The 26,202-nt window shown below is 57.4% G+C and carries 29 protein-coding genes; 20 read left to right on the forward strand and 9 right to left on the reverse strand.

Features of this window, described 5'->3' with window-relative positions; genetic code table 11:
- The 5 genes from J4P41_RS08150 (at nt 1) to J4P41_RS08170 (ending at nt 4,156) form a co-directional block, all read left to right on the forward strand.
- Nucleotides 1-357 carry a hypothetical protein gene (locus J4P41_RS08150; protein ID WP_061929716.1) on the forward strand — a complete coding sequence of 119 codons (357 nt, stop codon included), beginning with the start codon at nt 1-3 and terminating at the stop codon, nt 355-357.
- Nucleotides 354-1,052 (forward strand): SIMPL domain-containing protein, encoded by a 699-nt coding sequence (locus tag J4P41_RS08155; RefSeq protein WP_426066724.1) that lies wholly within the window; start codon nt 354-356, stop codon nt 1,050-1,052. Before J4P41_RS08150 ends, J4P41_RS08155 begins: the two co-directional genes overlap by 4 nt.
- A 1-nt stretch (nt 1,053) precedes the next feature.
- Nucleotides 1,054-1,410, forward strand: a complete 357-nt coding sequence (locus tag J4P41_RS08160; protein WP_426066725.1) for a thiol-disulfide oxidoreductase DCC family protein — start codon at nt 1,054-1,056, stop codon at nt 1,408-1,410.
- A gap of 81 nt (nt 1,411-1,491) precedes the next feature.
- A complete protein-coding gene (locus J4P41_RS08165) occupies nt 1,492-2,427 on the forward strand; it encodes a hypothetical protein (RefSeq protein WP_426066726.1) in 936 nt (311 codons plus the stop codon).
- Nucleotides 2,428-2,605: 178 nt separating this feature from the next.
- A complete protein-coding gene (locus J4P41_RS08170; protein WP_426066727.1) occupies nt 2,606-4,156 on the forward strand; it encodes a tetratricopeptide repeat protein in 1,551 nt (516 codons plus the stop codon).
- A gap of 69 nt (nt 4,157-4,225) precedes the next feature.
- Here J4P41_RS08170 and infC read toward each other — a convergent pair whose 3' ends face one another.
- The 5 genes from infC to J4P41_RS08195 form a co-directional block, all read right to left on the reverse strand.
- Nucleotides 4,226-4,747 (reverse strand): translation initiation factor IF-3, encoded by a 522-nt coding sequence (gene infC / locus J4P41_RS08175; RefSeq protein WP_010503474.1) that lies wholly within the window; start codon nt 4,745-4,747, stop codon nt 4,226-4,228.
- A 154-nt stretch (nt 4,748-4,901) separates the two neighbouring features.
- A complete protein-coding gene (gene thrS, locus J4P41_RS08180; protein WP_426066728.1) occupies nt 4,902-6,845 on the reverse strand; it encodes a threonine--tRNA ligase in 1,944 nt (647 codons plus the stop codon).
- Nucleotides 6,846-6,956: 111 nt separating this feature from the next.
- On the reverse strand, nt 6,957-8,042 hold the full coding sequence (locus tag J4P41_RS08185) for a glycosyltransferase family 2 protein (RefSeq protein ID WP_426066729.1): 1,086 nt from the start codon (nt 8,040-8,042) through the stop codon (nt 6,957-6,959).
- On the reverse strand, nt 8,039-8,947 hold the full coding sequence (locus J4P41_RS08190) for a glycosyltransferase family 9 protein (protein ID WP_426066730.1): 909 nt from the start codon (nt 8,945-8,947) through the stop codon (nt 8,039-8,041). The genes J4P41_RS08185 and J4P41_RS08190 overlap by 4 nt, the downstream gene beginning before the upstream one ends.
- Nucleotides 8,948-9,041: 94 nt before the next feature.
- Nucleotides 9,042-9,671 carry a nucleotide exchange factor GrpE gene (locus J4P41_RS08195; protein ID WP_010503482.1) on the reverse strand — a complete coding sequence of 210 codons (630 nt, stop codon included), beginning with the start codon at nt 9,669-9,671 and terminating at the stop codon, nt 9,042-9,044.
- A 184-nt stretch (nt 9,672-9,855) separates the two neighbouring features.
- On the opposite strand from J4P41_RS08195, the gene J4P41_RS08200 reads away from it, so the two are divergent.
- Together J4P41_RS08200 and J4P41_RS08205 are read left to right on the forward strand one after the other, a co-directional pair.
- Entirely contained in the window at nt 9,856-10,626 is a 771-nt protein-coding gene (locus J4P41_RS08200; RefSeq protein WP_023944006.1) for a response regulator transcription factor, read from the forward strand.
- A 34-nt stretch (nt 10,627-10,660) separates the two neighbouring features.
- On the forward strand, nt 10,661-12,475 hold the full coding sequence (locus tag J4P41_RS08205) for a stimulus-sensing domain-containing protein (protein ID WP_426066731.1): 1,815 nt from the start codon (nt 10,661-10,663) through the stop codon (nt 12,473-12,475).
- Between the two features lie 154 nt (nt 12,476-12,629).
- Here J4P41_RS08205 and J4P41_RS08210 read toward each other — a convergent pair whose 3' ends face one another.
- Together J4P41_RS08210 and J4P41_RS08215 are read right to left on the reverse strand one after the other, a co-directional pair.
- On the reverse strand, nt 12,630-13,013 hold the full coding sequence (locus tag J4P41_RS08210) for a UrcA family protein (protein ID WP_426066732.1): 384 nt from the start codon (nt 13,011-13,013) through the stop codon (nt 12,630-12,632).
- 170 nt (nt 13,014-13,183) lie between these two features.
- Entirely contained in the window at nt 13,184-13,534 is a 351-nt protein-coding gene (locus J4P41_RS08215; protein ID WP_426066733.1) for an endoribonuclease L-PSP, read from the reverse strand.
- Here J4P41_RS08215 and J4P41_RS08220 point away from each other — a divergent pair, their 5' ends adjacent.
- The 13 genes from J4P41_RS08220 to J4P41_RS08280 all read left to right on the forward strand — a co-directional run bounded on the left by J4P41_RS08220 (nt 13,535) and on the right by J4P41_RS08280 (nt 22,743).
- Nucleotides 13,535-14,122: an HPr kinase/phosphorylase gene (locus J4P41_RS08220; RefSeq protein WP_426066734.1), complete on the forward strand. Its 588-nt coding sequence runs from the start codon at nt 13,535-13,537 to the stop codon at nt 14,120-14,122. It begins immediately after the preceding gene.
- A gap of 49 nt (nt 14,123-14,171) precedes the next feature.
- Entirely contained in the window at nt 14,172-15,140 is a 969-nt protein-coding gene (gene rapZ, locus J4P41_RS08225; protein ID WP_426066735.1) for an RNase adapter RapZ, read from the forward strand.
- Nucleotides 15,137-15,577 (forward strand): PTS sugar transporter subunit IIA, encoded by a 441-nt coding sequence (locus tag J4P41_RS08230; RefSeq protein WP_426066736.1) that lies wholly within the window; start codon nt 15,137-15,139, stop codon nt 15,575-15,577. The genes rapZ and J4P41_RS08230 overlap by 4 nt, the downstream gene beginning before the upstream one ends.
- Nucleotides 15,577-15,861, forward strand: coding sequence for an HPr family phosphocarrier protein (locus tag J4P41_RS08235; protein ID WP_010503495.1), 285 nt, complete (start codon nt 15,577-15,579; stop codon nt 15,859-15,861). The genes J4P41_RS08230 and J4P41_RS08235 overlap by 1 nt, the downstream gene beginning before the upstream one ends.
- Nucleotides 15,854-17,725, forward strand: coding sequence for a phosphoenolpyruvate--protein phosphotransferase (gene ptsP / locus J4P41_RS08240; protein WP_426066737.1), 1,872 nt, complete (start codon nt 15,854-15,856; stop codon nt 17,723-17,725). Before J4P41_RS08235 ends, ptsP begins: the two co-directional genes overlap by 8 nt.
- 61 nt (nt 17,726-17,786) lie before the next feature.
- Nucleotides 17,787-18,326, forward strand: coding sequence for a Fur family transcriptional regulator (locus J4P41_RS08245; RefSeq protein ID WP_426066738.1), 540 nt, complete (start codon nt 17,787-17,789; stop codon nt 18,324-18,326).
- 5 nt (nt 18,327-18,331) lie between these two features.
- Nucleotides 18,332-18,799, forward strand: a complete 468-nt coding sequence (locus J4P41_RS08250) for a hypothetical protein (RefSeq protein WP_426066739.1) — start codon at nt 18,332-18,334, stop codon at nt 18,797-18,799.
- A gap of 64 nt (nt 18,800-18,863) precedes the next feature.
- Nucleotides 18,864-19,100 carry a hypothetical protein gene (locus J4P41_RS08255; protein WP_426066795.1) on the forward strand — a complete coding sequence of 79 codons (237 nt, stop codon included), beginning with the start codon at nt 18,864-18,866 and terminating at the stop codon, nt 19,098-19,100.
- The gene (locus tag J4P41_RS08260; protein WP_426066789.1) at nt 19,021-19,437 is read left to right on the forward strand and encodes an asparaginase; all 417 of its coding nucleotides are present in this window, start codon (nt 19,021-19,023) and stop codon (nt 19,435-19,437) included. The genes J4P41_RS08255 and J4P41_RS08260 overlap by 80 nt, the downstream gene beginning before the upstream one ends.
- Nucleotides 19,438-19,521: 84 nt before the next feature.
- The gene (locus tag J4P41_RS08265) at nt 19,522-20,946 is read left to right on the forward strand and encodes a sugar porter family MFS transporter (RefSeq protein ID WP_426066740.1); all 1,425 of its coding nucleotides are present in this window, start codon (nt 19,522-19,524) and stop codon (nt 20,944-20,946) included.
- An 85-nt stretch (nt 20,947-21,031) separates the two neighbouring features.
- Nucleotides 21,032-21,442 (forward strand): hypothetical protein, encoded by a 411-nt coding sequence (locus J4P41_RS08270; RefSeq protein WP_426066741.1) that lies wholly within the window; start codon nt 21,032-21,034, stop codon nt 21,440-21,442.
- 129 nt (nt 21,443-21,571) lie between these two features.
- Nucleotides 21,572-21,982: a hypothetical protein gene (locus J4P41_RS08275; protein ID WP_023943980.1), complete on the forward strand. Its 411-nt coding sequence runs from the start codon at nt 21,572-21,574 to the stop codon at nt 21,980-21,982.
- 20 nt (nt 21,983-22,002) lie between these two features.
- Nucleotides 22,003-22,743 carry a DUF4097 family beta strand repeat-containing protein gene (locus J4P41_RS08280; RefSeq protein WP_426066742.1) on the forward strand — a complete coding sequence of 247 codons (741 nt, stop codon included), beginning with the start codon at nt 22,003-22,005 and terminating at the stop codon, nt 22,741-22,743.
- Here J4P41_RS08280 and J4P41_RS08285 read toward each other — a convergent pair.
- Together J4P41_RS08285 and J4P41_RS08290 are read right to left on the reverse strand one after the other, a co-directional pair.
- Nucleotides 22,734-23,465: an RluA family pseudouridine synthase gene (locus J4P41_RS08285; RefSeq protein WP_426066790.1), complete on the reverse strand. Its 732-nt coding sequence runs from the start codon at nt 23,463-23,465 to the stop codon at nt 22,734-22,736. The genes J4P41_RS08280 and J4P41_RS08285 overlap by 10 nt on opposite strands.
- Entirely contained in the window at nt 23,455-26,154 is a 2,700-nt protein-coding gene (locus tag J4P41_RS08290) for a DNA translocase FtsK 4TM domain-containing protein (RefSeq protein ID WP_426066791.1), read from the reverse strand. The genes J4P41_RS08285 and J4P41_RS08290 overlap by 11 nt, the downstream gene beginning before the upstream one ends.
- Nucleotides 26,155-26,202 lie beyond the last annotated feature (48 nt).

The raw sequence follows: 26,202 nt of genomic DNA on the forward strand, positions 1-26,202 counted from the left end.
ATGCGCCTTCTGTCCCCCACCACTGTCTGTCTTCTGGGTCTTGGCCTGATGGGAAGCCTTGCGGCTGCTCCCGCCGGGCATGGGCCGTCTCAGTCGCTGGTTTCCCGCCCTGCGGTCGGGAAAGAGGATGGCGCAATTTCCGTGACATCGGACAGTGCCGAATACTGTACGCAGCTTACCCGGAATGTGGATCAGCTCTTGGCCATGCCGCATGGGATTCCGGTTGGTGCCATGGATGATGCAAAGCGGCTGCGGGCGGAAGGAGATACGCTCTGCAAGCATCGCCATCTTCGCGCTGGGATCGCAAGGCTGCGTCGTGCGTTGGTTCTGCTGGAACATAGTCAGGAGCATTCATGAAACGCTTATTCCGTCTGGTCACGCCCTTGGCCGTTTTATCGCTGGCCGCCTTCTGTCAGGCCCGCGCCGAGGACAGCCCTAACGGAACCCAGCTTGATTTCACGGTGACGGGAGAAGCCCATGCGGCTCCTACGCTTCTGACGGTGCGCCTCTTCGGGCGGGCTGACAGCACGTCTGCGATTGAAGCTCAGAAGACCCTGAATGCGCATATGGCCGATGCGATGAAGATGGCGTCCGGTCAAGCGGGGATTGAGGCCCAGGCGGGCAGCTATTCCCTGTCTGACCAGACACCCGAGCATGGTCCGACGCGGTGGACGGCGCGTCAGGATCTGAGTCTGAGCGGCAAGGAAGCCGTGGCGCTTCTGGACTTGTCCGGCAAGCTGCAGAGCCATGGCTTGATGATGGATGGTCTGGAGTGGTCTCTGGATTCCGAAACCCGTGAGACACTCCTTGCGCAGGCCCGCACACAGGCCCTTCAAAAAGTCCGTAAGGAAGCGGAGGAGAGCGCCAGAACGCTCGGGCTGCATGTTGTTCGCCTGAAGCAGGTGCGCGTTTCTTCCATGGAACCTGGGCCCCGTCCGGTCATGCTGATGGCTGCGCGTGCGTCAGGGGATTCTTTTACGCCTCCGCAGGGCACCCCCCAGGAGCAGACCTTGCGCGTAACCGTGAGTGTTCAGGCTGAACTGGCTCCCTGACGTGCCACAGGTGACAGTCTGGCACGATGGCAACTGTCCCCTGTGCCAGAAAGAAATTGCTTTGATGCGTCGGCTGGATTGGCGTAGAAATATCCAGTTCATTGATGCGACCAGCCAGACAGCAGACTGTCCTTTAAGCCGACATGAGCTTCTGGAGCGCTTCCATGCGAGAGAAGGGGAGCAGATGTATGACGGTGCCGCGGCTTTCGCAGCCATGTGGCGTGCCATTCCCGCCCTGAGGCCACTGGGCGAAATCGCGCGGTTTCCGCTTATGCTTCGGGGACTTGAGTATCTGTATGGCCATTTCCTGAGGGTGCGGCCCGTCCTTCAAAAGATTATGCGAAAAATCGGGCATTAAACTCCATTTTCTCTCAGAAATGGTTTGCTGGTAGAAACCTATAGACATATTTTGACATGATTCACCGAGAGGGGATGTGTCATGCGGGTCTGGCTTTCTGCTGTTGTCGTTCTTTTATGCCTCGCAAGCTCTGGCGCTTATGCGCAGGAGCATCTGGTCGTTAAAGGATATTCCTCAGACCAGACCAGTCATGCGGTTGAGGAGATCGTCCAACCAAGGACCGATCGCCAGATTGCCCGCTGGAACCAGATGGTTTGCCCGCAATTTGTCGGCTTTCCTGCGGATGTGGAAAAGCAGTTCGAGGCCCATCTGGAAGATCGGTTTGCGAGATATGGGATTCCGGTCAAAGCGCACTGTCCAATCCCGCAGCTTTTCATTCTGGCCACGGTTCATGAAGATGATCTTATCGATCATATTCTGGAGCGCGATCCCTATCTGATGCAGGGGATCGACGTTGCACCGGGCGTCATAGATAATTTCCGTGTTTCGACAGCTTTTGCAGACAATTTCCGTCTGCCGCCCGCAGACGTCCGTCATGCTATTCGACAGGATTATCCTGTCCGCTGGTTTTCTGATGTGGGGATCGAATACAACGGACAAACAGGAACGCATCTCCTGAATGGAAACCTGCCTCCACGTTTTGGGGGAGGAAGAGCAACGGCGCTATATATTGGCGAAATTCCGATGACGTCGTTTCTTGGGGCGATCCGGCATGAAGATATCAAGTACATGGCCATCACCGTGGACCTTTCCAAAATGGAAGGTGTTTCTTGGCCATCCTTGTTCGAATATGTCTCCATGGTGGCGCTAACCAATCCGCAGCTCAAGGATTACGACACGTCCGAGACGATACTCGGCGGCTTCGTGAAGCACAGGAAACCACAGTCAGGCGATTTTACCATGACGGATCTGGATGATGCCGTGGTTCGCGAGTTCTATACGAATGACCGAGCAGAAGACGGTCGGGAAGAGACCCAGAAAATTGCCTCTGATGTTACAGCCAGTTTGCATCCCTGATGGAAGTGGAGCCATGGCCGCAGATCCGGGGCAATGTTTCCATGCTTTGGGGGAGGATTTAGCTTCGGTCTGGCTCATCATGGTTCAGAACAAGGCCGCGCATAACAGAAGGCTAATCTGAGGTTTTTTAGGAAGTTTTTAAGGGAGAGTACCTAGAGATGGGGCGGTAGGAGCCCGCATGACCCTCTTTGCCCCCGACCCGTTTTCTCCTGATATTCATAATTTTACAGCCTCTCTGCGTGCTGCCGTCAGTCTGGATGAGGCCGGACGCAGAGGGGATGCGCTGGAGGCCTTGCAAGAGGCTGAGAGCCTGTTACCCGATCGTTCGGAAAGCGCTTTCCTTCTGGGGGGACTGTATGAGCGGTTCCAGTATTGGGGAAAAGCCGCAGCGTTTTACGAAAAAGCCCTTCAGTCCGGACCAGAAGCATCGCGCGTATGGCATAGGCTTGGCATCGTGCGTCTTCAGGCAGGAGATTTGCCAGAAGCGCTGGATGCTTTGGAGCATGCGGTGTCTCAGGCCCCGGATGTTCCTGACTATGCTACGGATCTGAGTATGGTGCTCTCCAGAATGGGACGATTTGAGGAGGCGCTGTGTCTGGTGCGTTTGGCCTTGTCCCTCCGGCCAGACGATATCCATGCGCTTAATAATGCAGGCCATGTCCTGCAATGTCTCAACCGGTCTGCGGAAGCGATCGTCTTTTATGATACCGCGCTTCTGCAGGCTCCGTCTCATCCTGTTATCCGTTTTGGACGTGCGGCAGCGCTGTTGAAAGCAGGCGTCTTTCGGGAAGGATGGCAGGAATACGAATGGCGCTGGCAGTCTTCCCGCACGGTGAGGGCAGACCTCAAGGCCCCTGTCTGGGAAGGGGAAGACCTCCAGGGCAAGACGATCCTTGTGCATCATGAGCAGGGCTATGGGGACACTCTGCATTTTGTGCGTCTTGTTTCCCTGCTGGCAGCCGCAGGCGCCTGTGTTGTGATGCAGGTACCAGTTCCACTTGTCCGTCTCATGGAACGCGTTGAGGGTGTGGACCGGGTTTTTTCTTTGATCCCACCTGAAGAGCGTTTTGACTATCACTGCCCGCTGATGAGTCTCCCGGCCCGGCTCAGGCTGGAGTCTGATTGTGTCGGACCGGTGCCCTATCTTTCCGTGCCGGCCGACGAGAGTGTACGACAGGGAAATCTTCTGCGGAGTTTGGCGCAGGGAAATCCAGAACAGCCAGATTTCATTGTCGGGCTGGTCTGGGGAGGAGATCCCCGTTCTCACGATCTGCGAGCGACACAGACGGACCGTCGTCGAAGCATCCTGCTGGAAAATCTGGCGCCTCTTTTCTCGGTTCAGGGCATACGCTTTGTCAGCTTCCAGATGGGGCTGCCAAGGCATCAGATTGAAGCTTCAGGGCTGCCTCTGGTGGAGGGAACGGAGGGTATTCTGGATTTTCAGGATACTGGAGCGCGGCTGTACGGTGTGGATCTGTTGATTACGGTTGATACATCCATCGCCCATCTTGCGGGCGGCCTTGGGTTGCCCGTGTGGATGCTCTCCCGTGCGGATGCGTGCTGGCGATGGGGAGACAGCGGTAGCCAGACTGGATGGTATCCGACAATGCGGATTTTCCGTCAGCCCGAATCAGGCGACTGGGAAAGTGTTGTAGAGGACGTGCGCGGAACTCTTGACCGCCTGATGAGCGTTTATCGTTCCTGTCAGGAAAAGCCGCCGATCATCTGAAGGTCGGATACAAAAAAAGCAGCCACCCGAAGGTAACTGCTTTTCCGTAATCCAAAGTGGAGAACAGCCTTAGCGCGGTGCGATGACCATCAGCATCTGGCGGTTTTCCATGCGTGGCATCTGCTCAACCTTGGCCTTTTCTTCGACTTCGGCGCGGATACGCTCCATCATCTTGGCACCAAGCTCCTGGTGAGCCATTTCACGACCCTTGAAGCGCAGGGAAACCTTCACCTTGTCGCCGTCATCAAGGAACGAATTGATGGCCTTGAGTTTTGTCTGGAAGTCATGCTCGCCCGTACCCGGACGAACCTTCACTTCCTTGATCTCAATGACCTTCTGCTTCTTGCGAGCTTCGTTCTTCTTCTTCTGCTGTTCGTATTTGAACTTGCCGTAGTCCAGAATCTTCACAACAGGCGGAACAGCCGTCGGGCTGATTTCCAGCAGGTCAAGGCCAACCGAGAAAGCACGCATCAGGGCATCGCGGGTCGACATAACACCCTGCATTTCGCCTTCTTCGTCAATCAGACGAACCTGCGGAACACGGATTTCCTCGTTGACGCGCGGTCCTTCACGTGTGGGCGCGGCCTGCATCGGCGGTCTAGCTATGGTCAGCTCCTGTCGTAATTCTCATACAAGAATCAGCACTGACCTTACGCCCCGCCCTTCACGAAAAAGGGCGGGATGCGGTCTTTACCGATCCCGTTCCTTCTGCACATAGTCCCGCGCCCTTCCGGGTGCAAGAGGATTAAGCACAATCCTCAGAAAAGCGCGCAATATCCGGCGGAGTTGCTTCAGTTGAGAGGGCTTTGACGGCTTCGTCGAGTCCAAGGATTTCCTGCTGCGCTCCGCCGAGGCGACGCATGGCAACCTTGCGCTCTTCCGCCTCGCGGCGTCCGACGACCAGAATGACCGGGACACGGGCAAGGCTGTGTTCGCGGATCTTGGCGTTGATCTTGTCGTTGCGAACGTCAGTCTCAACCTGAAGACCGGCGGCCTTCAGCTTCGTGGCAACTTCCGTGGCATAATCCGCCGCGTCGGACACGATGGAGGCCACGACAACCTGCGTCGGTGCCAGCCAAAGCGGGAACTTGCCTGCATACTGTTCAATCAGAATGCCGATGAAGCGCTCGAAGCTGCCCAGGATCGCACGGTGCAGCATGACCGGGCGATGACGCTGGCTGTCCTCGCCAATATAGGACGCATCCAGACGTTCCGGCAGAACATAGTCCACCTGAAGCGTACCGCACTGCCAGTCACGACCGATTGCATCGGTCAGGACGAACTCCAGTTTCGGGCCGTAGAAAGCGCCTTCGCCAGGGTTGTACTCGTATTCGACGCCAGCGATTTCGCAGGCTTTCTTGAGCGACCCTTCGGCGCGATCCCAGACTTCGTCGGAGCCAGCACGCGTCTCCGGGCGATCCGAGAACTTCACGCGGAAGCTCTCGAAGCCCAGATCGGTGTAAACCTCGGCCAGCATTTTCACGAATTTTGCGGTTTCATCCGCAATCTGGTCGTCCGTGCAGAAGATATGGGCATCATCCTGCGTGAAGCCACGAACGCGCATGATGCCATGCAGTGAGCCGGACGGCTCATAACGATGGCACGCGCCGAACTCTGCCATACGCAGCGGCAGTTCACGGTAAGACCGCAGGCCATGACGGAAAATCTGCACATGGCACGGGCAGTTCATCGGCTTCAGGGCGAGGGTTTTGTCCTCATCCTCAACCTGCGCGATGAACATGTTCTCGCGGTACTTGTCCCAGTGACCGGAAGCTTCCCAGAGGGCGCGGTCCACGAGCTGCGGGGTGCGGACTTCTTCGTAGTTGTTCCGCTCCTGCGCCCGGCGCATGTAGTCCTGAAGGACCGTGTACAGACGCCAGCCCTTGTGGTGCCAGAAGATTTGCCCGACGGCTTCTTCCTGAATGTGGAAGAGGTCCATCTCGCGGCCAATGCGGCGATGATCGCGCTTTTCGGCTTCTTCCAGACGCGTCAGATGAGCCTCCAGCTCCTTCTTGTCGCGCCAGGCTGTGCCGTAAATGCGGGTCAGCATGGGGTTGCGATGGTCACCGCGCCAGTAGGCACCGGCCACACGCATGAGCTTGAACGCTGTTCCGACGTCCGCCGTGCCGCGCAGATGCGGACCGCGACAGAGATCGAGCCATTCGCCCTGACGGTAGATCGAAATCTGCTCGTCTTCCGGCAGATCGCGGATCAGTTCGGCCTTGAAGTCCTCACCCTTCTCTTCGAAGAAGCGAATGGCTTCGCCACGATCCCAGACTTCCCGGGTAAAAGGTGCGTTGGCAGCAACGATCTCGCGCATCTTGGCTTCGATGGCCTCGAAGTCATCCGGCGTGAACGGCTTCTCACGAGAGAAATCGTAATAGAAGCCGTCCTTGATGCTCGGACCGATCGTGACCTGTGTTTCCGGCCAGAGCGATTGTACGGCTTCTGCCAGAACATGGGCCGCGTCATGGCGGATCATTTCAAGGGAGGCGTCGTCCTTCTTGGTGACGAACTTGACGGCCGCATCGTCCGCAATCTCGGTCGCGAGATCGACGAGCCTGCCGTTCACCTCCATGGCCAGGGCGGCTTTTGCCAGCCCCGGACCGATGGAGGCGGCGATAGTCGTGCCCGTCACGGTCCCGTCGAACGTGCGGACGCTTCCGTCGGGGAGTGTGATGGCGGGCATGGGATCGCTCCTCTGCGATGGCTCCCGGCAGCCCTCTGCCGGGAAAAAGACACGCGTAAATGGCCTCAATCCGGTATGGGCTGCAAGCCCTGCACCGGTGGGAAGTCGGATTTATCGGTCGGTTGTGGCTGTCTGGAGGGTAAAAGGCGCCAGTCCGGCCCCATTTGGAAGGCGGCCCTCGCGCCATCCAGCGTCCATATAATGGATCAGGGGCCAGATGCCGTAGAACGCATCCTTCACCACATCCGCGTTTTCATGAGCGTAAAACAGCGGATCAAACAGAACGTATTCGTGCTGTGATCCATCTTCAATCCGGCGGTGCGCTAAAAAATTCTGTGGAATATGGACTGGAAACTGTGGAGCCGGAGCATCGCCCAGAAGGGGAGCGGGATCTATACCCAGAGCGCGGAAATGCTGTGCGATGGCAGGTGCGTAGATATCGGGTGTGTGCAGATAGCTCCGGAGAAAATCTTTCCGACTTGCCTGAAAATAATACCGGAGATGATACCCTTCCTGCGGGTTTTGTGGCGTGATCTGGCCTGCTTTTGGTTTCTCGCCAGGAATGGCGCCAGCGATATGGGAGAGTTTTTGTCGTGCGAAGCGGCGGATCTCTTCATAATCCGGTCGGTTGTGCAGATGAATATGCACAAAGGGCGTGCGGACGCAGCGTTCAGGATAAATGGTTTGCGGCGCATGAAGTCCGCGGTCCAGCCCGACAATCGTATGGGCTCTGAACAGGGCGCGCGGTACGGATTGCGGGCGGTAATAGCCAGGTGCGTCCGGCACATTCAGGAGCAGCCGGTCTGTAATCAGCGTGGCCTGCTCGTCTTTCAGAAGTTCGAACTGTGCCCTGATTTCTGCTGGATCGACGGATAGCCGGTCCAGAAAGAATGCGAGAAACTCGTCGCAATCCATAGGAAGGGCGAAATCGCAGGCATTGTCTGCATCCCATCCACGAGTAACGTCCGCGAAGATATCTCCTTTCCGCAGGAAATCCCTGTGAGACCGGTACTTGCGGATAATCTGAACGCCCTGCGCTTCGTAGCGCTTCTGCACGGCCTTGACGTGCGGGTCCGTCGAGCCGTTGTCGATCACGGTCAGATTGGAAAGGCCGAAAATGGCCCCATGCCAGAGAATCCACGGCTCAAGAAGCGTAGCCTCATTCTTCTGCATCGTGATGCAACGGATGACGGTCATGCCGGGAGGAAGGCCTCTATCCTAGAAGCGGGCAACAACGCCAGATCCGGAACGTCCAGAATGGTTGTGCGCCCTGGGGTCAGGGTCAGCGGAGCTGTCAGACGGGGGTCGCTATCCTGCGAGAACAGGGCGATGACCGGTCGGTCCATGGCGGCGGCCAGATGCATCGGGCCGGTGTCGTTGCCAATGACCTGTTCGGCACGGTCCAGTACGCCAGCTAACTCGATCAGACTGGTTTTTCCCGTCAGATCTATGGCCTGTGGGCAAACGGTTCGGATTTGCTCGGCCAGAGGTGTCTCCGCCGCGCTTCCCGCAATAATGGGTGTGATCCCGCGCTGAAACAGGGCTTGGGCTACTTCGGCGAACCGTGTGACAGGCCAGCGTTTCTGAGGACGATGCGGGGCCGTCCCAGGCACCAAAACACCGTACCGTCCTTGAATCTTCGGTCCATGACCTTGCAGCCATTCCGGGACGATGCGTGGGAGTGGCGGCACACCAGCGGCACGAAGCTGATCATCCAGACGGGCGAGCGTGTGCATGTCGTTGCGGGAAGGATTGGCGTGGGGGTGGCAACAGCCACTGGAAATCCCGGACCAGTTTCTTGGGCGACCTGCCAGCCGGAAATAGGTTTTTGAGCGGCCAGATGTCTGAAGATCGAAAATACGATCAAATCCCCGCAGTGTCCGGGAGAGCCGGAACAACGCGATAGGGTGTTTTAGGGAAGGGCGCTGGTCTGTCGTGACTTCGTCAAACCACGGTGCCGCTTTGGCAAAATCCACAAAAGGCGGTGTGGTCAGCAACGTGATGTGATCATCCGGGAACGCAGCCCGAATGGAAGAGAAGGCTCCAAAAGCCTGAACGAAATCGCCCAGAGCGCCGAGCTTGATGACGAGAATACGACTCATACCCTGATTTCTAGCAGGGTCTGACGGAACGCCAACTCCCAGAGCTGACGTTCCGCAAAAGAAATCCTGTTTGTATCAGGATTGGGTCTGCCTATCAGGCCGTGGTGTCGAGCCCCGGAGAGGCCTTGGCCGCATCGGCTTCCGGCGTTCCCTTGGCGACGACGACCATGGCCGGCTTCAGAAGGCGGCCCTTGAGAAGCCATGCCGGCGTCCAGGACTGCATGACATGACCCGGGCTGTGCTGGTCGGACGGCTGCTCAGCCATCGCCTGATGCAGATTCGCGTCGAACGGCTTGCCTGTCGGATCTTCGCAGGTGATGCCGTGGCGTTCCAGAATGTTGATGAAGGATCGCTCGGTGCCTTCAATTCCTTCACGCAGTTTGGTGATGAGCGTCTCTTCGCCTTCGGTCTTTGCAGGGAGAGAGGCGAGGCCGCGCTGAAGATTTTCAGCGGCTTCCACCACATCCTTCGCAAATTTCTGAATCGCGTACTGACGTGCGTCTTCCACGTCCCGCTTGGCGCGGGCGCGGATATTCTGGTTTTCCGCTTCGGAACGGACCCAGCGATCCTTGTATTCCGCAACTTCCGCTTCAAGAGCCTCGATACGGGCTTCCGGGGTGGTGTCTTCCAGCGTTTCGCCGCCGGTTTCATTCATGCCGGGTGTCTCGACGCCCTGCTCAGGCGCGTCGTTCACGGTTTCCGGCGTAGTCTTCTGGTCTGGCATGTCACGACCTTATCTTGTGGGACGGGCCATCCTTTGGCCCCGTTCTCTTTCAGGAGATAACGCGGATTGTCTCAAAGACAAGGGTTGCAACGTGGTACGATGTCATTGAAATGCCTATTTTCTGCCATGGTGCGCCATGCGTTATAGATAATCCTGTCATCAGATTTCAGCAGACGGACCCCCTATGGAGACGCCACACACGCCTTACGCGCCCCAGCCGGCCAGTAGCCAACCGCCATCTGGCGTTGCTACGACACCGATTATTGCGCTGGTGGATGATGACCGGAACATTCTTGCTTCCGTTCAGATGACCCTCGAATCCGAAGGCTTCACTGTTCACACCTATACCGATGGTGAAAGTGCCCTTCAGGGAATTATCAGTCGCCCGGTCAGCCTGGCTGTGCTGGATGTGAAGATGCCGCGTATGGACGGTATGGAGCTTCTTCAGCGTCTCCGTGCCCGCTCCAACCTGCCTGTCATTTTCCTGACGTCGAAAGACGAAGAGCTGGACCAGCTCATGGGCCTGCGCCTTGGCGCGGATGATTATATCACCAAACCGTTCTCCCAGCGGCTGCTCATCGAGCGTATTCGCGCCCTGCTGCGCCGTCAGGATGCAAGCCGGGCTGAAGCTTCCGGCGTGACGGCAACAGGGTCGGCCATTGTGCGGGGGCAGCTTTCACTTGATGAAACCCGGCACCAGTGCCTTTGGGGCGGACAGGATATTGCCCTGACGGTCACGGAGTTTCTTCTGGTCAAGGCTCTGGCCATGCGGCCCGGAATGGTGAAGTCCCGCGATCAACTCATTGATGCGGCTTATGGAGACAACATCTACGTTGATGACCGGACGATCGACAGCCACATCAAGCGTGTTCGCAAGAAGTTTCGTCAGGTCGATGACAGCTTCAATCAGATCGAAACGCTGTATGGTATCGGATACCGTTATCGGGATGAGTGACGCAGCATGACTTTTTTCCAGAAAGAAAAGCTGCGTGCCTAAGGCCGATCCGTCTTCCGTACTGGAATATGATTTTGATTCGGATCGCCTTGAACAGGGGCGTGACCGCCGTCATGCCGCTGCGGCACGGCGTGGGATTCTGTTCTCCCTGCGCAGATTGTTCAGCCGGAAGGATCCGCCGGATCCACGGCGGAAACTTGCCTCTCCGTTGCTGGGGCGTATCCTTCTTCTGAACATTCTGCCGCTGGCGCTTCTGGCAGTGACGCTTCTGTTTCTTGACCAGTTTCAGAATAGCCTGCTGGAGACGGACGTTAACGCCCTGCGTGAGCAGGCGCATATCTACGCCGCCGCTGTGGGACAGTCCGCCGTCATTCCTGCACCCAAAGTTGCTGGAAAGCCCGCTCCGGGCGGAGAGTTCGTGCTGGACCCCTCGCAGGCCCGTCCGTTGCTGGCGCGTCTGACCGAGCCCAGTCCGAATGCCCATGCGCTGCTGTTCGATCCAGATGGAAAGCTGGTGGCGGATAGCAGGACGGAGCCCCGGCACCCGCCGAAAGCGATTGCTCCGGATGCGGCAACGGATGGGGTTCCCTGGGAACCTCCGCGCAACAATGCACTGGAAACATTTTACGACTGGCTCCTGTCCCTGCTGCCGCTGACGTCCAGCGAGGGGATCGTTACGCTGGATACGCCGGATTCAGCAACCGATGGCCCACATGATGCGCAGCCTTTGCGGGCTCAGTCGGAACTTCCGCCCTTTATCCGCCGCACCAAAGATCATCAGCTTGTGGTCACGGTTGTGGAGCCTGTGGTGCATGAAGGTCTGACGGTCGGGGAAATCCAACTTACCCGTCATGCTCCGGAAGTGGACCGTTCGCTCTTTGCTGTGCGCTCTTCCATTCTGTCGCTGGTGCTGGCTGCGCTTGTCGTTACCATTCTGCTGTCCTGGTATCTGTCCCTGACGATCGCGCGACCATTGCTGACACTTGCCCGGGCTTCGCATGAAATGCGGGAATCGGACGGGCGTAAGGATCTGGTCCCAGAGCGTCTTCTGGCGCGGCGGGACGAAATTGGTGTTCTGGCACGCTCCCTGCGAGGAAGTGCGCTCGCGCTCTGGGCGCGTATGGATGATATCGAGCGGTTCGCTGCAGATGTGAGTCATGAGATCAAGAATCCGCTGTCGTCGATCCGGTCTGCCATTGAAACGCTTCCAAGAATCGCCATCCCGGAACGACGTGACCGGCTGCTGGGAATCATCAACAGTGACGTGAAGCGGCTTGACCGACTGATTACCGATATTTCGGATGCCAGTCGTATTGATGCTGAATTGTCGCGCGTTCGGCCCGAGCCTGTCTCTGTGGTCGCACTTCTGTCCATTCTTGCAGAAATGCATCAGACAACACGCAAGGAAGATGCGCCGATCCTGCGTCTGGATGTGCGTGATCAGGAACCGCCGCTGCGCGCTTTTGCCGTGGAAGACCGACTGGTTCAGGTTCTGCGGAATCTGATTGGGAATGCGGTGTCGTTTTCGCCGCCACATGGCGTGATTGCCCTGCATGCCAGTGCCCGGGATATTGCGGGGAATGGCCCTGGGACAGGGAGTGTGGTGGAAATCACCATCAGTGACCAAGGGCCCGGAATTCCACCCGGAAAGCTCGAAAGCATCTTCGACCGTTTCTATTCAGAGCGGCCGCAGACTGAGCATTTCGGGCAGCATTCCGGGTTGGGCCTGGCTATTAGCCGTCAGATTATTCACGCGCTGCGCGGGAGTCTGTTCGCTGAAAACATTCTCGATGCTTCGGGTGCAGTCTCTGGCGCCTGCTTTGTCGTTCGGCTTCCCCGGGCAGCCTGACGAGGTCAGTGAACGAAGCTGCGGCATCCTGTGTCGCGTTTCAAATCCACTGACTGTTATGCTGGCTTCCTGTTTGCCTCCGACGTCCTGAAACAGAAGCGTAGAGGCAAAGGGTATGGCCAGTGTCAGAATGCAGAGGGGCGAGAGGCAATCCTTAACCATGAGGAGACGCAACAGGTCGTGCTGCAAGCAGGACATGACCGACCCGATGATCCCGACGCTGACTGGCCCGAATGTCGCGCAGATCTGCTAGAGCGTTGTCTTTGGCGGACTGAACGCAGTTCGAAATATCATCCAGCGTTGTCATGTCCATGGGGTTGGTGACGGAACAGACCGTCTGAGCTGCATCTTCAATGCGACTCTGCGCTTGCCTCCAGTCCTCTTCATTCGTCAGATCAATGTTCTTCACATCAACCTGCTGACTTGAGGTCAGGGGAATACCTGTAAGTAGCAGGGGAGCTGCAACGCTTTGGGATACTGGTGCAAGCGTGAGTGCGGCCAGGAAAAGGATGCGAACGGGAAAAGACGTGCGAAGCATGGTGGAGGCCTTTCGATGCAGAAAGATGCGGCGATCATGTCGCCTGCACATCTGTATGCAGAAGGCGTGCCAAACTTAGTTTTCTGGAAATTTTTTCCGGCAAAAAACCTTAATTCGAGATCAAAGCTGTAAAAGTGGTCAATTTTAACAGTTTGTGGTGAAAATTATCGTTATGGGGAGAGACTGGCAATCAGGCTTAACGCGATGCGCTGGTTGGCGTCTGGAAAACCTTGCACAATCCGTAGTGTGAGTGTGGGACGAGCTGCAGCAAGCGCTTCTCCAAGAGTGCTTTGGCATTGGCTGAAACCATCACCTTCCCGAAGCATGGCGGCGATGTGCCGTGTCTGATCCAGTGTCAGATTATGCTTGGCCAGTTCTTCGGAAATAGCGTCTAGCGCGGCCTGGCATTCTTCCGAAAGACGTTGAGGACGCTCGCCTGCTGGCCCGAGGCCATTAAAATCCGTGCATGTCACTTCGTCACCATAGACAGTGACGGTCTCGTGTCTGGAAAGTTCGCCCATATGATCCGTATTCCCGATCTGTCGTCAGAGGTTCCAAATTCCTCTCCGGACAAAGGCGCTGGCGGCGATGCAGCGCAGTCCGTTCCCCAGTCTTCTAAACCGGACTTGGGAGGGTCGCAATCCGTGTCATCTCGGCAACGGTTTCCTGATGGCGAAAATATTTACGCGTCCTGTGTTGCCCGAAACGGAAAAGCCATTCTGCTTTGTGGGGTGTCCGGGACAGGTAAATCGATTCTGGCTCTGCAGTTGATTGAGGCAGGTTTCTCTCTTGTGGCAGATGATCGCGTCATAATGAGAGGCATCTATGCCAGTCCTCCGCCTCAGTTGGCGGGATTGTTGGAGGTACGGGGAGTGGGAATTCTCAGGACATCTTTTGTCACGAATGCGCGAGTGATCCTGAAGGTCTTTCTGGGGGAGGAGGGAGTCCGTTTGCCGGTACCGGAACGAGAGACCCGGACAGGTGTGGTTGTCCTGCGTCTGAATGGGAGTTTTCCGGGGGATTCCTGCCGAATTATTGCCGCCTTCAAAGCCTGCTGCGGTGAGTATGAATGGCATGTTGGAGCAGGTGAGGAAATGTCGGGACTCTGAAGTGGCGAAATAGTTCCTTATGATCTGAAAAAGGGCTAGAGTAGGGCACATGACACCGGCGAATATTCCCGAGTCCGAACTTTCGGCAGGATATGGTCCTGGTTCCAGGCAGATCCTGATTGTTACAGGGCTTTCCGGTGCCGGAAAATCATCCATTCTACGAGTGCTTGAAGATCTCGGCCACGAAGTCGTGGACAATCCGCCTTTGCATCTTCTCGAAGCTCTGGCCGCACGGGGTGGGTCACGTCTTGCGATTGGAATTGATGTTCGCAGTCGCGGGTTCGAAGCGTCCCGGGTGCTGGAGGAAATGGACCGGCTGAAAGCTTTGCCTGGCAGTCAGGTCCAGCTTCTCTATGCCACGGCAGAGCCGGAAATCCTTCTGCGGCGCTTTACAGCGACACGCCGCCGCCATCCCCTTGTGACCAGTGGTACGATTCTGCCCGGAATTGAGCAGGAAACCCGGCTTCTGGCGCCTCTGCGGGCTCATGCGGATTTCGTCATCGATACGTCTGACCTGCCAGCGCCTGAACTGCGGCAACTAATTGAGACGCGCTTTGGCAGTAGCGCAGAAGATGGGTTGACGGTGGCCTTGATGTCTTTCGCTTATCCATCTGGCCTGCCTAGAGAAGCGGACATGGTGTTTGACGCACGCTTCCTGCGGAATCCTCATTACGATCCAACCCTTCAGCCCATGACGGGCCTTGATCAGGCTGTCGTGCAGCACGTCAAGCAGGACCCGGCTTATCCGGCCTTCTTTGATCACGTGCATGGTCTTCTCGATCTCGTGCTTCCGCGCTTTGTCGAAGAAGGTAAGAAATATGCCACCATCGCTGTGGGATGCAGCGGTGGGCGTCATCGTTCCGTCACCATCATTGAGGAACTGGCGCGCCTGCTTCCAAAAACGGCACCTGTTGGCCCGATGATGGTGCTGCATCGTGAGTTGGCCCGGAAAGGTCTCTCCTCATGGCGTTGGGCCGTTCCGCCGCATAATCTGTCCGGGCAGGATAAATCTGCATGATCGGACTGATGCTGGTCACGCATGGCAGGCTGGGCGAAGTCCTGCTTGAAACCATGGTGCATGTCGTGGGGCCACAAGCCCAGATTGGAATCGTGGGTGTTGGCGACGATGATGATCCGGCTCTTCTGCACCCTGAAGCAGACAGGCTGTTGCATCAGCTGGACACGGGCGATGGTGTTCTTGTTCTGACGGATATTTTCGGAAGTTCACCGTCCAATCTGGCGCTGTCCCTTCGGAAACCGGGACACGTCGAAATCGTTTCTGGCGTGAATGTACCTATGCTGGTCAAGCTCGCGAAAACGCGCGCGGGGCTGGATCTTGAAAGCTGCATTGAAAAAGCAACGATGGCCGGGCGCAAATATATCGCGGTTGCGTCCCAGCTTCCTGATCCCTGTCTTCACGGGGGGCCGCGCCCCTGTGTCATGCCGGTCCCCTGATGAGCGAAACAGCCCTTGCCCCCCGTACCCTGACCATCGTTAATCGGCTGGGCCTCCATGCTCGTGCCGCAGCCAAACTGGTCACGACAGCAGAGCGCTTTGATGCAGAAACGACGGTAGAACGAGGGGGCAATGTCGTTTCTGCCCTTTCGATCATGGGGCTTATGATGCTGGGTGCCGGGGAAGGGGAGACGGTGACCCTGCATGCACACGGCCCACAGGCTGCTGAGGCGCTCGACGCTGTGGAAGCTCTGATTGCGGACGGATTTGGTGAGCGTGACTGAGCAGTCTGTCCGTCCCGGTCGGCCCAGAGCGTCCCGTTCACGCAAGACTTCCCCCAGTTCCACGACCCTGCATGGTAAAGCCATCACTCAGTCTATCGGGTTGGGACCGGCTGGGCGTGTAGAGGAACTGCCTCTTCCAGACATTACGGAGCGATATAGCAAGATCGGCCCAGAATCTGAGCTTGTCCGTCTGGATGTCGCTATCACCCGTGCTCTTCGCCAGATCGAGAAAATGCGGGATCGTCTGGTTGGTTTGCCGGAAGAGGGGCGTGAAGAAATTGCAACGCTTCTGACGGTTTATGAGCGCATGCTCGGTCCGTCTCGTCTGACGCGTCAGGTTCGCGCGCGGATCAACGAAGACGGACTCTGTGCCGAAGCGGCCGTGTCAGACGTCAGTGAGGCGCTGGCCCTTCAGGTCCTTAGGACTGCCGAAGCCATGGCGGGTGACCATGGCGCACAGGAACAGGATGCCAATTTCAGGCTTGCAGGAGAGTTTGAGGAAATCGGTCGCCGGTTGATCCGTAACCTTACAGGCGTGTCTTACAGGGCATTCTCCAGCCTGCCTCCTGGCTCGGTTCTTGTTGCTGAACAGTTACGACCTGCCGATGTTGCCATGATTGATCCGGCGCGGATTGCGGCTGTCGTAACCGAGGGCGGTGGCGGCGCGGATCACACCGCTATTTTGTTACGCGCGCTTGATATTCCTGCGATTCTGGCCGTGCCCAATCTGATGGCACAGGTGAATGAGGGCGATATGCTCGTCGTGGACGGGCATCTTGGCACGATTACACTCTCCCCGAACGAGACCGAACTGCGTCTGGCCCGTGAAGCTGCCCAGAAGGAAGCCAAGGAAAAGCGCGCTTTTGGCCGTCTGAAGAAGTTGCCGGCCCAGTTACTTGGCGGCGAGCCCATCGAACTTCTCGCCAATCTGGAACTTCCTGCCGAACTTCCGATGCTTCTGCGTAATGGTGCCAGAGGAATTGGCCTGTTGCGAAGCGAGTTCCTGTTTGGTGAACGGGATGATCTGCCTGATGAGGACGGTCAGACCGCCACGTACCGTTCCATTATCGAAGGCATGGACGGGCGGCAGGTCACGATCCGTGTTCTGGACTGGGGGGGCGAGAAGGGCCGTGCGTGTATGCGCCGTCTCGGTCTGGCGGAACAGGTGGCGGATGGCGATAACCCAGCCCTTGGTCTACGGGGTATTCGCCTTCTCCTTCGCGTTCCCGATGTTCTGGAGACCCAGTTCGCTGCGATTTTAAGGGCTGCTGCGCCCGAAGAGGGCAACACGGCCATCGGCCCGGTCCGTATTCTGCTTCCGATGGTCACGTCTCCGGATGAAGTGCTGGAGGCGCGGGAGATTTACGAGAAGGTGGCGCGCCGCCTCAAGCGCAAACAGGTTCCGCTACCTGATGTGCTGCCCCCACTCGGGATCATGGTGGAAACACCGGCAGCCGCTTTGACGGCAAGCACAATGGCGCAACACGCTGATTTCATGGCGCTCGGCACCAATGATCTGACGATGTACACGTTGGCTGTTGATCGGGCGGATTCGATGGTGGCTGATCGATACAGCCCTCTTCACCCTGCCGTTCTTCAACTCATCGAAGCGACGGCTGAAGCGGCTTTGCGCACTCATCGACCTATCTCCGTCTGTGGAGAAATGGCATCTGACCCCAGAGTTGTTGCGCTTCTGATCGGGTTTGGCCTTCGGTCTTTTTCCATGAACTCGGCGTCTCTGCCGCGCGTAAAACGCCTGATCCGCACTCTTAAGATGGAAGACTGCGATCATTTGCGACGACAGATCATGGTGGAAACAGATCCTGCAACCATTCAGTCCCTGATCCGGGATTTCGCGCTCTGACCAGTCGTTCTGGACGGTCTCTCTCGAAAAAACTGCCGCTCAATGCCATATAAGAGAGATCATGCCGGATTCGCCTTATGAGACCTCCCCCGCGGAGAGCCTGTCTTTTTCCCCATCCATTACAGCCCGTCTTGAACGGGCTGGAGACTGGTGTCGCCACCGTGGGCAACGCCTGACGGAAACGCGACGTCAGGTTCTGGGTCTGATCCTCTCTTCAGAAAAGCCTTCCGGGGCCTACGATCTGCTGGCCCGTCTGCGCCCGGCGCATCCGAACGCTGCTCCGCCTACGGTTTATCGTGCGATAGATTTTCTTCTTGAACAGGGTTTGATTCACCGTCTGGAGCGACTGAGCGCTTTCGTTGCCTGTTCGCACGCGACAGATTGCCATCATGGCTGTGATCATGGGGAATGGGGTGTTCACCGCGCGCAGTTCCTGATTTGCAAATCATGCGGGCGGGCCTGGGAACTGGAGCAGGAGAGCATTGTTCCTGCTTTGATGCTTGCGGCGAAAGCTGTTGGCTTCCGTGCTGAAGCTGCCACGGTTGAAATTGAAGGTGTTTGCGCCGGGTGCCAGAAAGCTGCTCTTAGCGGCGGGCACTAACGGTAATGGGCGTGCGACGTTCTCCTCCGCCCGCCCTTCCGTTCACTGACCTTCCGCAGCAGCGTGCTGCCAAATCGCTTTCCTCTCGCCGAAATCGTACGCTTTCTCCTGAAAACGTTCAGCCGGATTTGTTGGATTGGCAGCCCCCGCAGACGCATCTGTCTGTCCAGGAAACTGATGCTCACATTCTGGAGGCTATAGGGTTTCGTCCGGCTTCGGGGGAAGCGTTTCTCTATGCCCTTCTGGACCTCTCTTACGCGCAGACCCTGATGGAACAGGGTTTATCTCTTGAAGATCAGTTGGTTTTTCTCGAAGGTAAAGACGCCGTCAATGAGCTTGCGGAATTGCCACCAGAACAGGAAATCGGCATCCTCCGCGTACGCCGCAGGTTGATCCAGGCCTGGCTGGAGATACATCGCGACGGCGGGAAAGCATATTATGTGCTGGCCGCGAAACAGCTTTCATCGGGCTGACAGAAAAGAGTGAAGTGAATGACATCACAGACGGGATGTTGTTTGTTTCGTAGCGGCTGAACGAGTGGGTCGTGCTGTTGTTGTGGATGCGGATGGTATCGTCGTCTGGCCCGGTGGTGACGTGGAAACGCCCTTTTTTTCCACGCTCTACGGCAAGTCCCTTCTGGCCATTGAACTTGTGGCAAGCGGTACTGCTGATCGGGAGGGCTTCTCTCAAGGTTCTGGCGCATGGGTTTGCGCGGTTCGGGAGTGGGGTTGGCCTCTCCACGGGCCGCGCTGGCGCTATAAAGCGTTTGCGTGAAGCTGTAGCTGCCAATCCGTTCATGATCGCGGGGACGGGACGATATGACACAGCGGTCATGAACAATTTCGAAACTCGTGCGTTCATTAAAATGGGTGCGGAAGGCGTTATGATCGCGGCGTTGCCGGACCAGGGTCTGGGTTTTGCTATCAAGATGGATGACGGCGCTAACAGGGCCGCTGAAGTCGCGATGTCTGCTCTGCTTCACCATTTTGGTGGCGAGACACTCTGCCGGACGCCTCAGGATCATGCTGTCCTGACGGATACGGCGAGCCAGACGCTGCGAAACTGGCAGGGTGTGACGGTGGGTGAAATCCGGGCTGCCCTCACGATCTGAGTGTGATCGTGTTATAAAGATTACAGTTCTGACATCCACCAGACAGGTAGATGTCATTTTTTTTGGAAAGGAGTGTGCACCAGCATGACAGATCAGGGCAGGACCGTAGAACCCCCTCAGACAGATGACAGTGCGACGACCGTTTTTGACGCAACACGCTTCAAGATTATTGCCATCGGTGTGATCGCGGCCCTCGCGGGATTGATGTCCGGTCTGGATATTGGTGTTGTGGCTGGAGCGCTGGACCTGATCGGCAAAGAGTATCATGCGTCCACGCTGGCCCTTGAATGGGTTGTCAGTTCCATGATGGCTGGTGCGGCGGCTGGCGCTCTGGGCGCGGGGTGGCTATCCCATCACTTGGGGCGCAAGCGCTCTCTGATCCTTGGCGCGGCGGTCTTCGTTGTCGGGACGTTGGGCTGTGCAATGGGGTGGTCTATTCCATCCATCATTGTTTTCCGCGTCATAATGGGAATCGCGGTTGGTATTTCGGCATTTACCGCGCCACTTTATCTGTCTGAAATCGCCAGCGAAGAGTCTCGTGGCGCGATGGTTTCGACTTACCAGCTCATGGTGACAGTCGGCATTTTCGTGGCTTTCCTGTCGGACACCTATTTTTCCTACAGCGAAAACTGGCGCTGGATGTTTGGTGTCGCCGGTATTCCTGCAGTTCTGTTCCTGATCGGCGTCCTGTTCCTGCCCTACAGCCCACGCTGGCTGATCATGCAGGGGCGTCATAAGGAAGCCCGTGAAATTCTTGTGGATCTTCGCAACGATCCGCTGGAAGCCGCCAAAGAAATTCGCGCGATCCGCGAGCAGCTTGAAACCAAGCAGGAAGGCTTCAAACTCTTCCGGACAAACAGCAATTTCCGCCGTTCTGTTGCACTGGGCATCATGCTTCAGGCCATGCAGCAGCTCGCGGGTATCAATATCGTCATGTACTATGCGCCAAACATTCTGGCCGCTGCTCATTTTGATGCCCATGCCCAGATGTGGTGTACGGCCATCATTGGTCTCGTGAACATGCTTGCGACATTCGTGGCTGTCGGGCTTGTGGATCGTTGGGGCCGCAAACCCATCCTCTACGCAGGGTTTACGGTTATGGCACTTGGAATGGGCGTTCTTGCCATTCTGCTCCAGGGGGGCATGACAACGCAGTCTTCGCAGATTGCGGCGGTCTTCCTGCTCATGATCTTCTGTGCAGGGTTTGCGATGTCCGCCGGGCCGCTCATGTGGGTTCTGTGTGCTGAAATCCAGCCTCTTGGTGGTCGGGATTTTGGGATTGCCATGTCCACTTTCACCAACTGGATAACCAATCTTCTGGTGGGTGTGAGCTTCCTGTCTTTGATGAATACCATCGGGACAGGGGGTACATTCTGGCTCTTCGCGGGATTGAATGCACTCTTTCTGCTGCTCACCATTCTGTTTGTTCCCGAGACAAAGGGCATGTCTCTGCATGTGATTGAAAAGCGTCTGATGCAGGGCGTGAAGCTACGTAAACTCGGTCGCTGAACCCCTAAATCATTTTGTCTGACATAGCGTCCAGCCCCTTGGGTTGGGCGTTTCTGTTATACAGGGTCAGCTTAAGGAGGCTGTCATGAGCAATTTTTCTCTTTCGTCCGAAGGTCCGAGCCGCGGCGGGGTTTTTCTGGTCTACGGCCTGTATATTGCGCGGTTTTTCACAGGGATTTCCCTGCTGGCCGGGGTGATTTTGGCCTATATCCTTAAAGGGTCGAGCGCCGGACTTATGCGGTCTCATCTGAGCTGGCTCATTCGCCTGTTCTGGTATGACGTCGCATTTATCATTGGGTGTGCGGTTCTGTTCGGAGCGTGTTTCATCACGGAGCCCCCCGGCAGTTCAGGGCCGGGGCAGCTTCTGTTCCTTATTCCGATTGGCATTTTTGCGCTCTGGAACATCGCTCTTCTCGTCTCGTTACTGTACGGCGTGCGCTCCCTGACGCAGGGCAAAGGACCACTTCCCGACCGTTTTCGTACGTTGGGCGAATAAACTGGTGAAATCCGCCATTTGATCGTTTTCTGACGATCCTGTTTTTCCGGATTTGTCCTGAAAACGTAAAATGGCACGGTTTCTGCATGAACTCCTTTGTCGAGGGTCTTCCTCCAGAGGAGTTCAGTCATGTACACTACAGCAATGCCGGGTTATGGCCGGGTTTATCAGGATACAGGACGGGATTACGTTCTGCTGATCTATGCGTTGTATCTGGCCGGTTTTTTCACCGGCATTACCGCTTTCGTCGGTGTGACACTTGCTCACATGAGTCGCCGTTCCGCTACGGGTCTCAAGCGGGCCCAGTTGGACTGGCAGATCAGGCTGTTCTGGTATGGCTTTCTGGCGCTGGCTGCGATTGGGATGATCCATCTCATGGTGGCCGGGTTGGGCGCGATCACGGGTGGTCTGGGTCTGGTCTTCATGGTCATTCCCTGGGGGCTGACTCTGACGTGGGGGATCCTGACAGCCTGGGCGATTGTCCGAGGCATCCATGCCGCGCTCATGAATCGTTCCGTTGTGTCCTCCTCATCGTTCTGATGCCAGAGAAAGCTCCACCGATGTCCTCTTTTCGTATGATCCTTCCCGCCCTTCTGGTCGCAACCTGCCTGTCTTCTTCGGGAGCGTTCGCCGCGCCGCTCAACCAGAGCGTCACGTCTGATGATCTGTCTTACACCACGCTGCCAGAAGGGGGCGTTATCTCCAGCATGAGCGGTGATGTGCAGATTCAGACCTCCAATGGTCCTCTCTCCGTTCGCGGCGTGAGTGGTGACATCAAGATATCAAAAAACGAGGGACCAACCTCTCTGACAACAGTGAGTGGAGATGCCCAGATTGATCAGGGTCTGGGGGCTGTGCAGATCAAGACTGTCAGCGGAGACATTGCCGTCGCCCATGCCGCAGGCGGAGCCGCCCTTATGACAGTCAGTGGTGACACGCAGCTGGGCGGGGCCGCAGGTGATGTGACGGTTAAAAGCACCAGCGGGGATCAGGACGTCACGCTGGTTTCTACCGGCAGCGCACGGAAGATCATTCTTGAAACCGTCTCAGGCGACGTAACGCTTCATCTTCCGCATGATTTTGGCGGTACATTCGATATTACGCTTCGTCAGAGCCGTCAGCAAAGTGCTGTTCCGCTAGAGCAGTCTCTCGGTCTGACGGTACAGTTTGGTCCTTGGGAGAAGCAAGGATTTCTGTCCAGCGAAAGCAGGACAATCACAGCCACCGGGACTGTCGGAAATGGTCGGGATCATGTCACGATCCACGGTGTTTCCGGGAAAGTGCGAATTCTTCAGGACTGATCCTGCCACCCCAGACGTTTCAGCGCCTCCGCCATAGCCGGGGGCGGTGGAGCAACGGCTTCCAGGTCACCTTCCGGCAAAGCGACATGCAGACTGCGCGCAAGAAGGTGCAGGCCGTTTGCATCGCTTTTGCCATATATCCGATCACCGACGATCGATGTGCCAAGAGATGCACAATGAATTCGGGCCTGATGCGTTCGGCCAGTGAGAAGCTCCAGTTCCAGCCAGCTCCGCCCCTCTGCGCGACCAAGAACGCGCCAGCGGGTTACTGCGGCATCCCCTTTCGGACTCACGATCATCCGCCATCCTGATGGATCGGACTGGCGCAAAAGGGGGACGGTAATTTCGCCCTCATCGTCCGTTGGTGTGCCCTCAACAACAGTCCAGTAAAGTTTTCGAACCTGCCTGTTCTGAAAGGCCGCCTGTGCTTCGAGCAGCGCGGTTTTGCGTCGCGCGATCAGAAGGCAGCCAGACGTATCCGCATCCAGTCGATGGGCCAGCCATGGACCGCCGCGCGGATGCGTGACCAGTCGTGTTTCAACGGAATCCTGTGTCGATGGACCGGGATGAACCGCCAGCCCTGCGGGCTTGTTCAGAACCAGAAAGCGTGGCGTTTCCAGTAGGACCGGAAGATCCTGCCCCAGATAAAACAGACCTCTTGGGGCAGGGGAGGGGGACTGTTCCGGTTTGGCAGGGCGCTGGCGCCGTCGATCATTCCTCATGAGAAGCCGGGCGACGAGCCAGAATTTCGCGTTTGCCCACATGGTTGGCTGGGCCGATGATGCCTTCCTTTTCCATCTGGTCGATCAGCTTCGCGGCGCGGTTATACCCAATCGACAGATGGCGCTGGATGAAGCTGGTTGAGGCGCGACCTTCGGTCATGACGATATCCACGGCCTGTTCGAACAGGCTGCCTTCTCCGTCGCCACTGCTTCCGCCGCCGCCCATGCTTCCGCCGGACGAGCCGCCTTCCTCATCCTCACCGGACACCACATCGTCGTTGTAGATCGGGTCGCCCTTGGAGCGCAGATCCGCCACGACTTCTTCAACTTCCTCATCCGCCACGAACGGGCCGTGGACACGCGTGATGCGACCGCCACCCTGCATGAACAGCATGTCACCCTGGCCCAGAAGCTGTTCGGCGCCCTGTTCCTGAAGAATGGTGCGACTATCGAACTTGCTGATGACCTGGAAGGAAATACGGGTCGGGAAGTTCGCCTTGATGGTACCGGTGATGACGTCAACGGACGGGCGTTGCGTCGCCATGATGACGTGAATACCAGCGGCACGGGCTTTCTGGGCCAGTCGCTGCACGGCCGTCTCGATTTCCTTGCCCGCAACCATCATCAGGTCGGCCATTTCGTCGATGACCACGACGATATACGGCAGGTTTTCCAGCGGGACCTGCTGTTCATCGAAGACGGGTTTGCCCGTCTCAGGGTCAAAGCCGGTCTGAACGCGACGCGTGACCATCTCGCCGGAGGCGCGAAGCTGGCTGACGCGTTCATTGTAGCCGTTGATGTTACGGACCTGAAGCTGCGCCATCAGACGATAGCGGCGGTCCATTTCCTGCACTGTCCATTTGAGGGCGCTGACGGCCTTGGTTGGCTCCGTCACAACTGGGGTCAGAAGATGTGGAATGCCGTCATAGATCGACAGTTCCAGAATCTTCGGATCAATCATGATCAGGCGGCACTCTTCGGGGCTCAGGCGGTAGAGCAGCGACAGGATCATTGCGTTCACGCCGACCGACTTACCGGAGCCCGTCGTACCCGCCACCAGAAGATGCGGCATTTTGGCCAGATCCGTATAGACCGGCACGCCTGCAATATCCTTGCCAAGCGCAATCTGAAGGCGGCCCGTTCCGTTGGTCCATTCCGGCGTCAGCAGGAGTTCGGAGAAGTAAACGGTTTCGCGCTTGGCATTCGGGACTTCGATACCAATGACATTCCGTCCCGGCACAGTCGCAATACGAACGCTCAGCACGGACAGGGAGCGTGCTACGTCATCGGCAAGACCGATCACACGGGACGAGCGAATACCCGGAGCGGGCTCCAGTTCATAAAGCGTGACAACCGGGCCCGCATGGATGTCCCCGATTGTGCCCTGAACACCATAGTCAGCCAGCACACTCTCCAGCAGGCGAGCATTGGATTGCAGCGTTTCCTGTGAAGGACCTGTCGTTGCGTGGGCCGGTGGCGGGTTCAGCAGAGACAGGGAAGGGAGTTCCCAGCCCGTCGCAGCAGGCGTGCGCGCAGGCGCGGGGCGAGCGACAGGCTGGGGCTGTGCCGGACGTTCAGGGCGACGCATGCCGAACAGACTGCGGCGCTGTTCGGGTTCAGGCTCAGGGGGTTCGATGCTGCTCTGTGGAACGTCATCCTCCGCATCGTCTTCAACATGCGAACGCTGGATCGTCTGAACGTTTCGCTGCCGTGCAATCTGCGCCAGCCGTTCTGCATAGGGGTTGGACGGTGCCTCTTCTTCTTCCGCCAACTGTGGAGCAGGGGCGGGTGGTTCCTTACGCAGTGCCGTAGGGTGCTCGTATGGGTCTTCCGTCGTCTCCATAGGGGGCTGCATCCACCCCGTATTTTGCGGCACGAACGGAGATGGGCGCGTTCGCGGATCGCTCTTTCCAAAGCTTCGACGCAGGAAGGAAAGCGGGGCTGCATCAGGAGCTGGCACGCCTCCCGCACTACCGGGTTGAAATTCGTACTGGCGCGGATCAGGTGCCGGGCGATCAGAAGTCTGCGGGCCATTCATGCGGCGTGCCAGACGCACGGGCTGACGGGCCAGAAGCGCTGCGCCCTGGCCCATGGCGCGCCATTCGCGCCACTGAAGCCCCATGGCCAACGGCATCAGAATGCCCATCAACAGCAGAACCAGAAATACAGCCAGCGCGCTGCCTGCTGATCCAGCTTCGGCATGGGCTGCATCCAGAAGGCGATGAGCAAAGGAAACGCCCATCTCGCCCCCAAGACCCGCCGCCGTCGGCCATGCAACTTCAAGTCCCGGAATGAGCAACTGAAGCGTACCAATAAAGGTCGCTCCCGCCGGAAGCAGCAGGAGAGCCGCAGCAATGCGGAGGATTGGCGCGCTCATGCCGTGATGGCGAACCATGCGCCATGCCCAGGCCAGCAGAACAACAATCGGCAGACCACTACCCAAGCCAAGCCACTGCACCAGACCATCGGAAATGGTTGCGCCCGTACGGCCAAGAAGGTTTGTGGGTTCCGTGCCTGTCGAGGTGTTGAAGGATGGATCGTGCGGATTGAAGCTCCACAGCGCGATGCCGATGGCTACGGCTGCAATCAGGAACCCGAGACCCAGCAACTCCAGCAAACGCGCATTCAGCGCGCTCCGGAGTTTGGGTGTCATGTGACGGTCGTGTGCCTCACGGACAATGTTGCGCACTGTGCTGGTCGATCGGCTGAACACGGCCAAGTCTCGTCACCCCGTCGG

Origin of the sequence: Gluconobacter sp. NFX36 (assembly GCF_049887835.1) — a bacterium.
Taxonomy (GTDB): Bacteria; Pseudomonadota; Alphaproteobacteria; order Acetobacterales; family Acetobacteraceae; genus Gluconobacter; species Gluconobacter japonicus_A.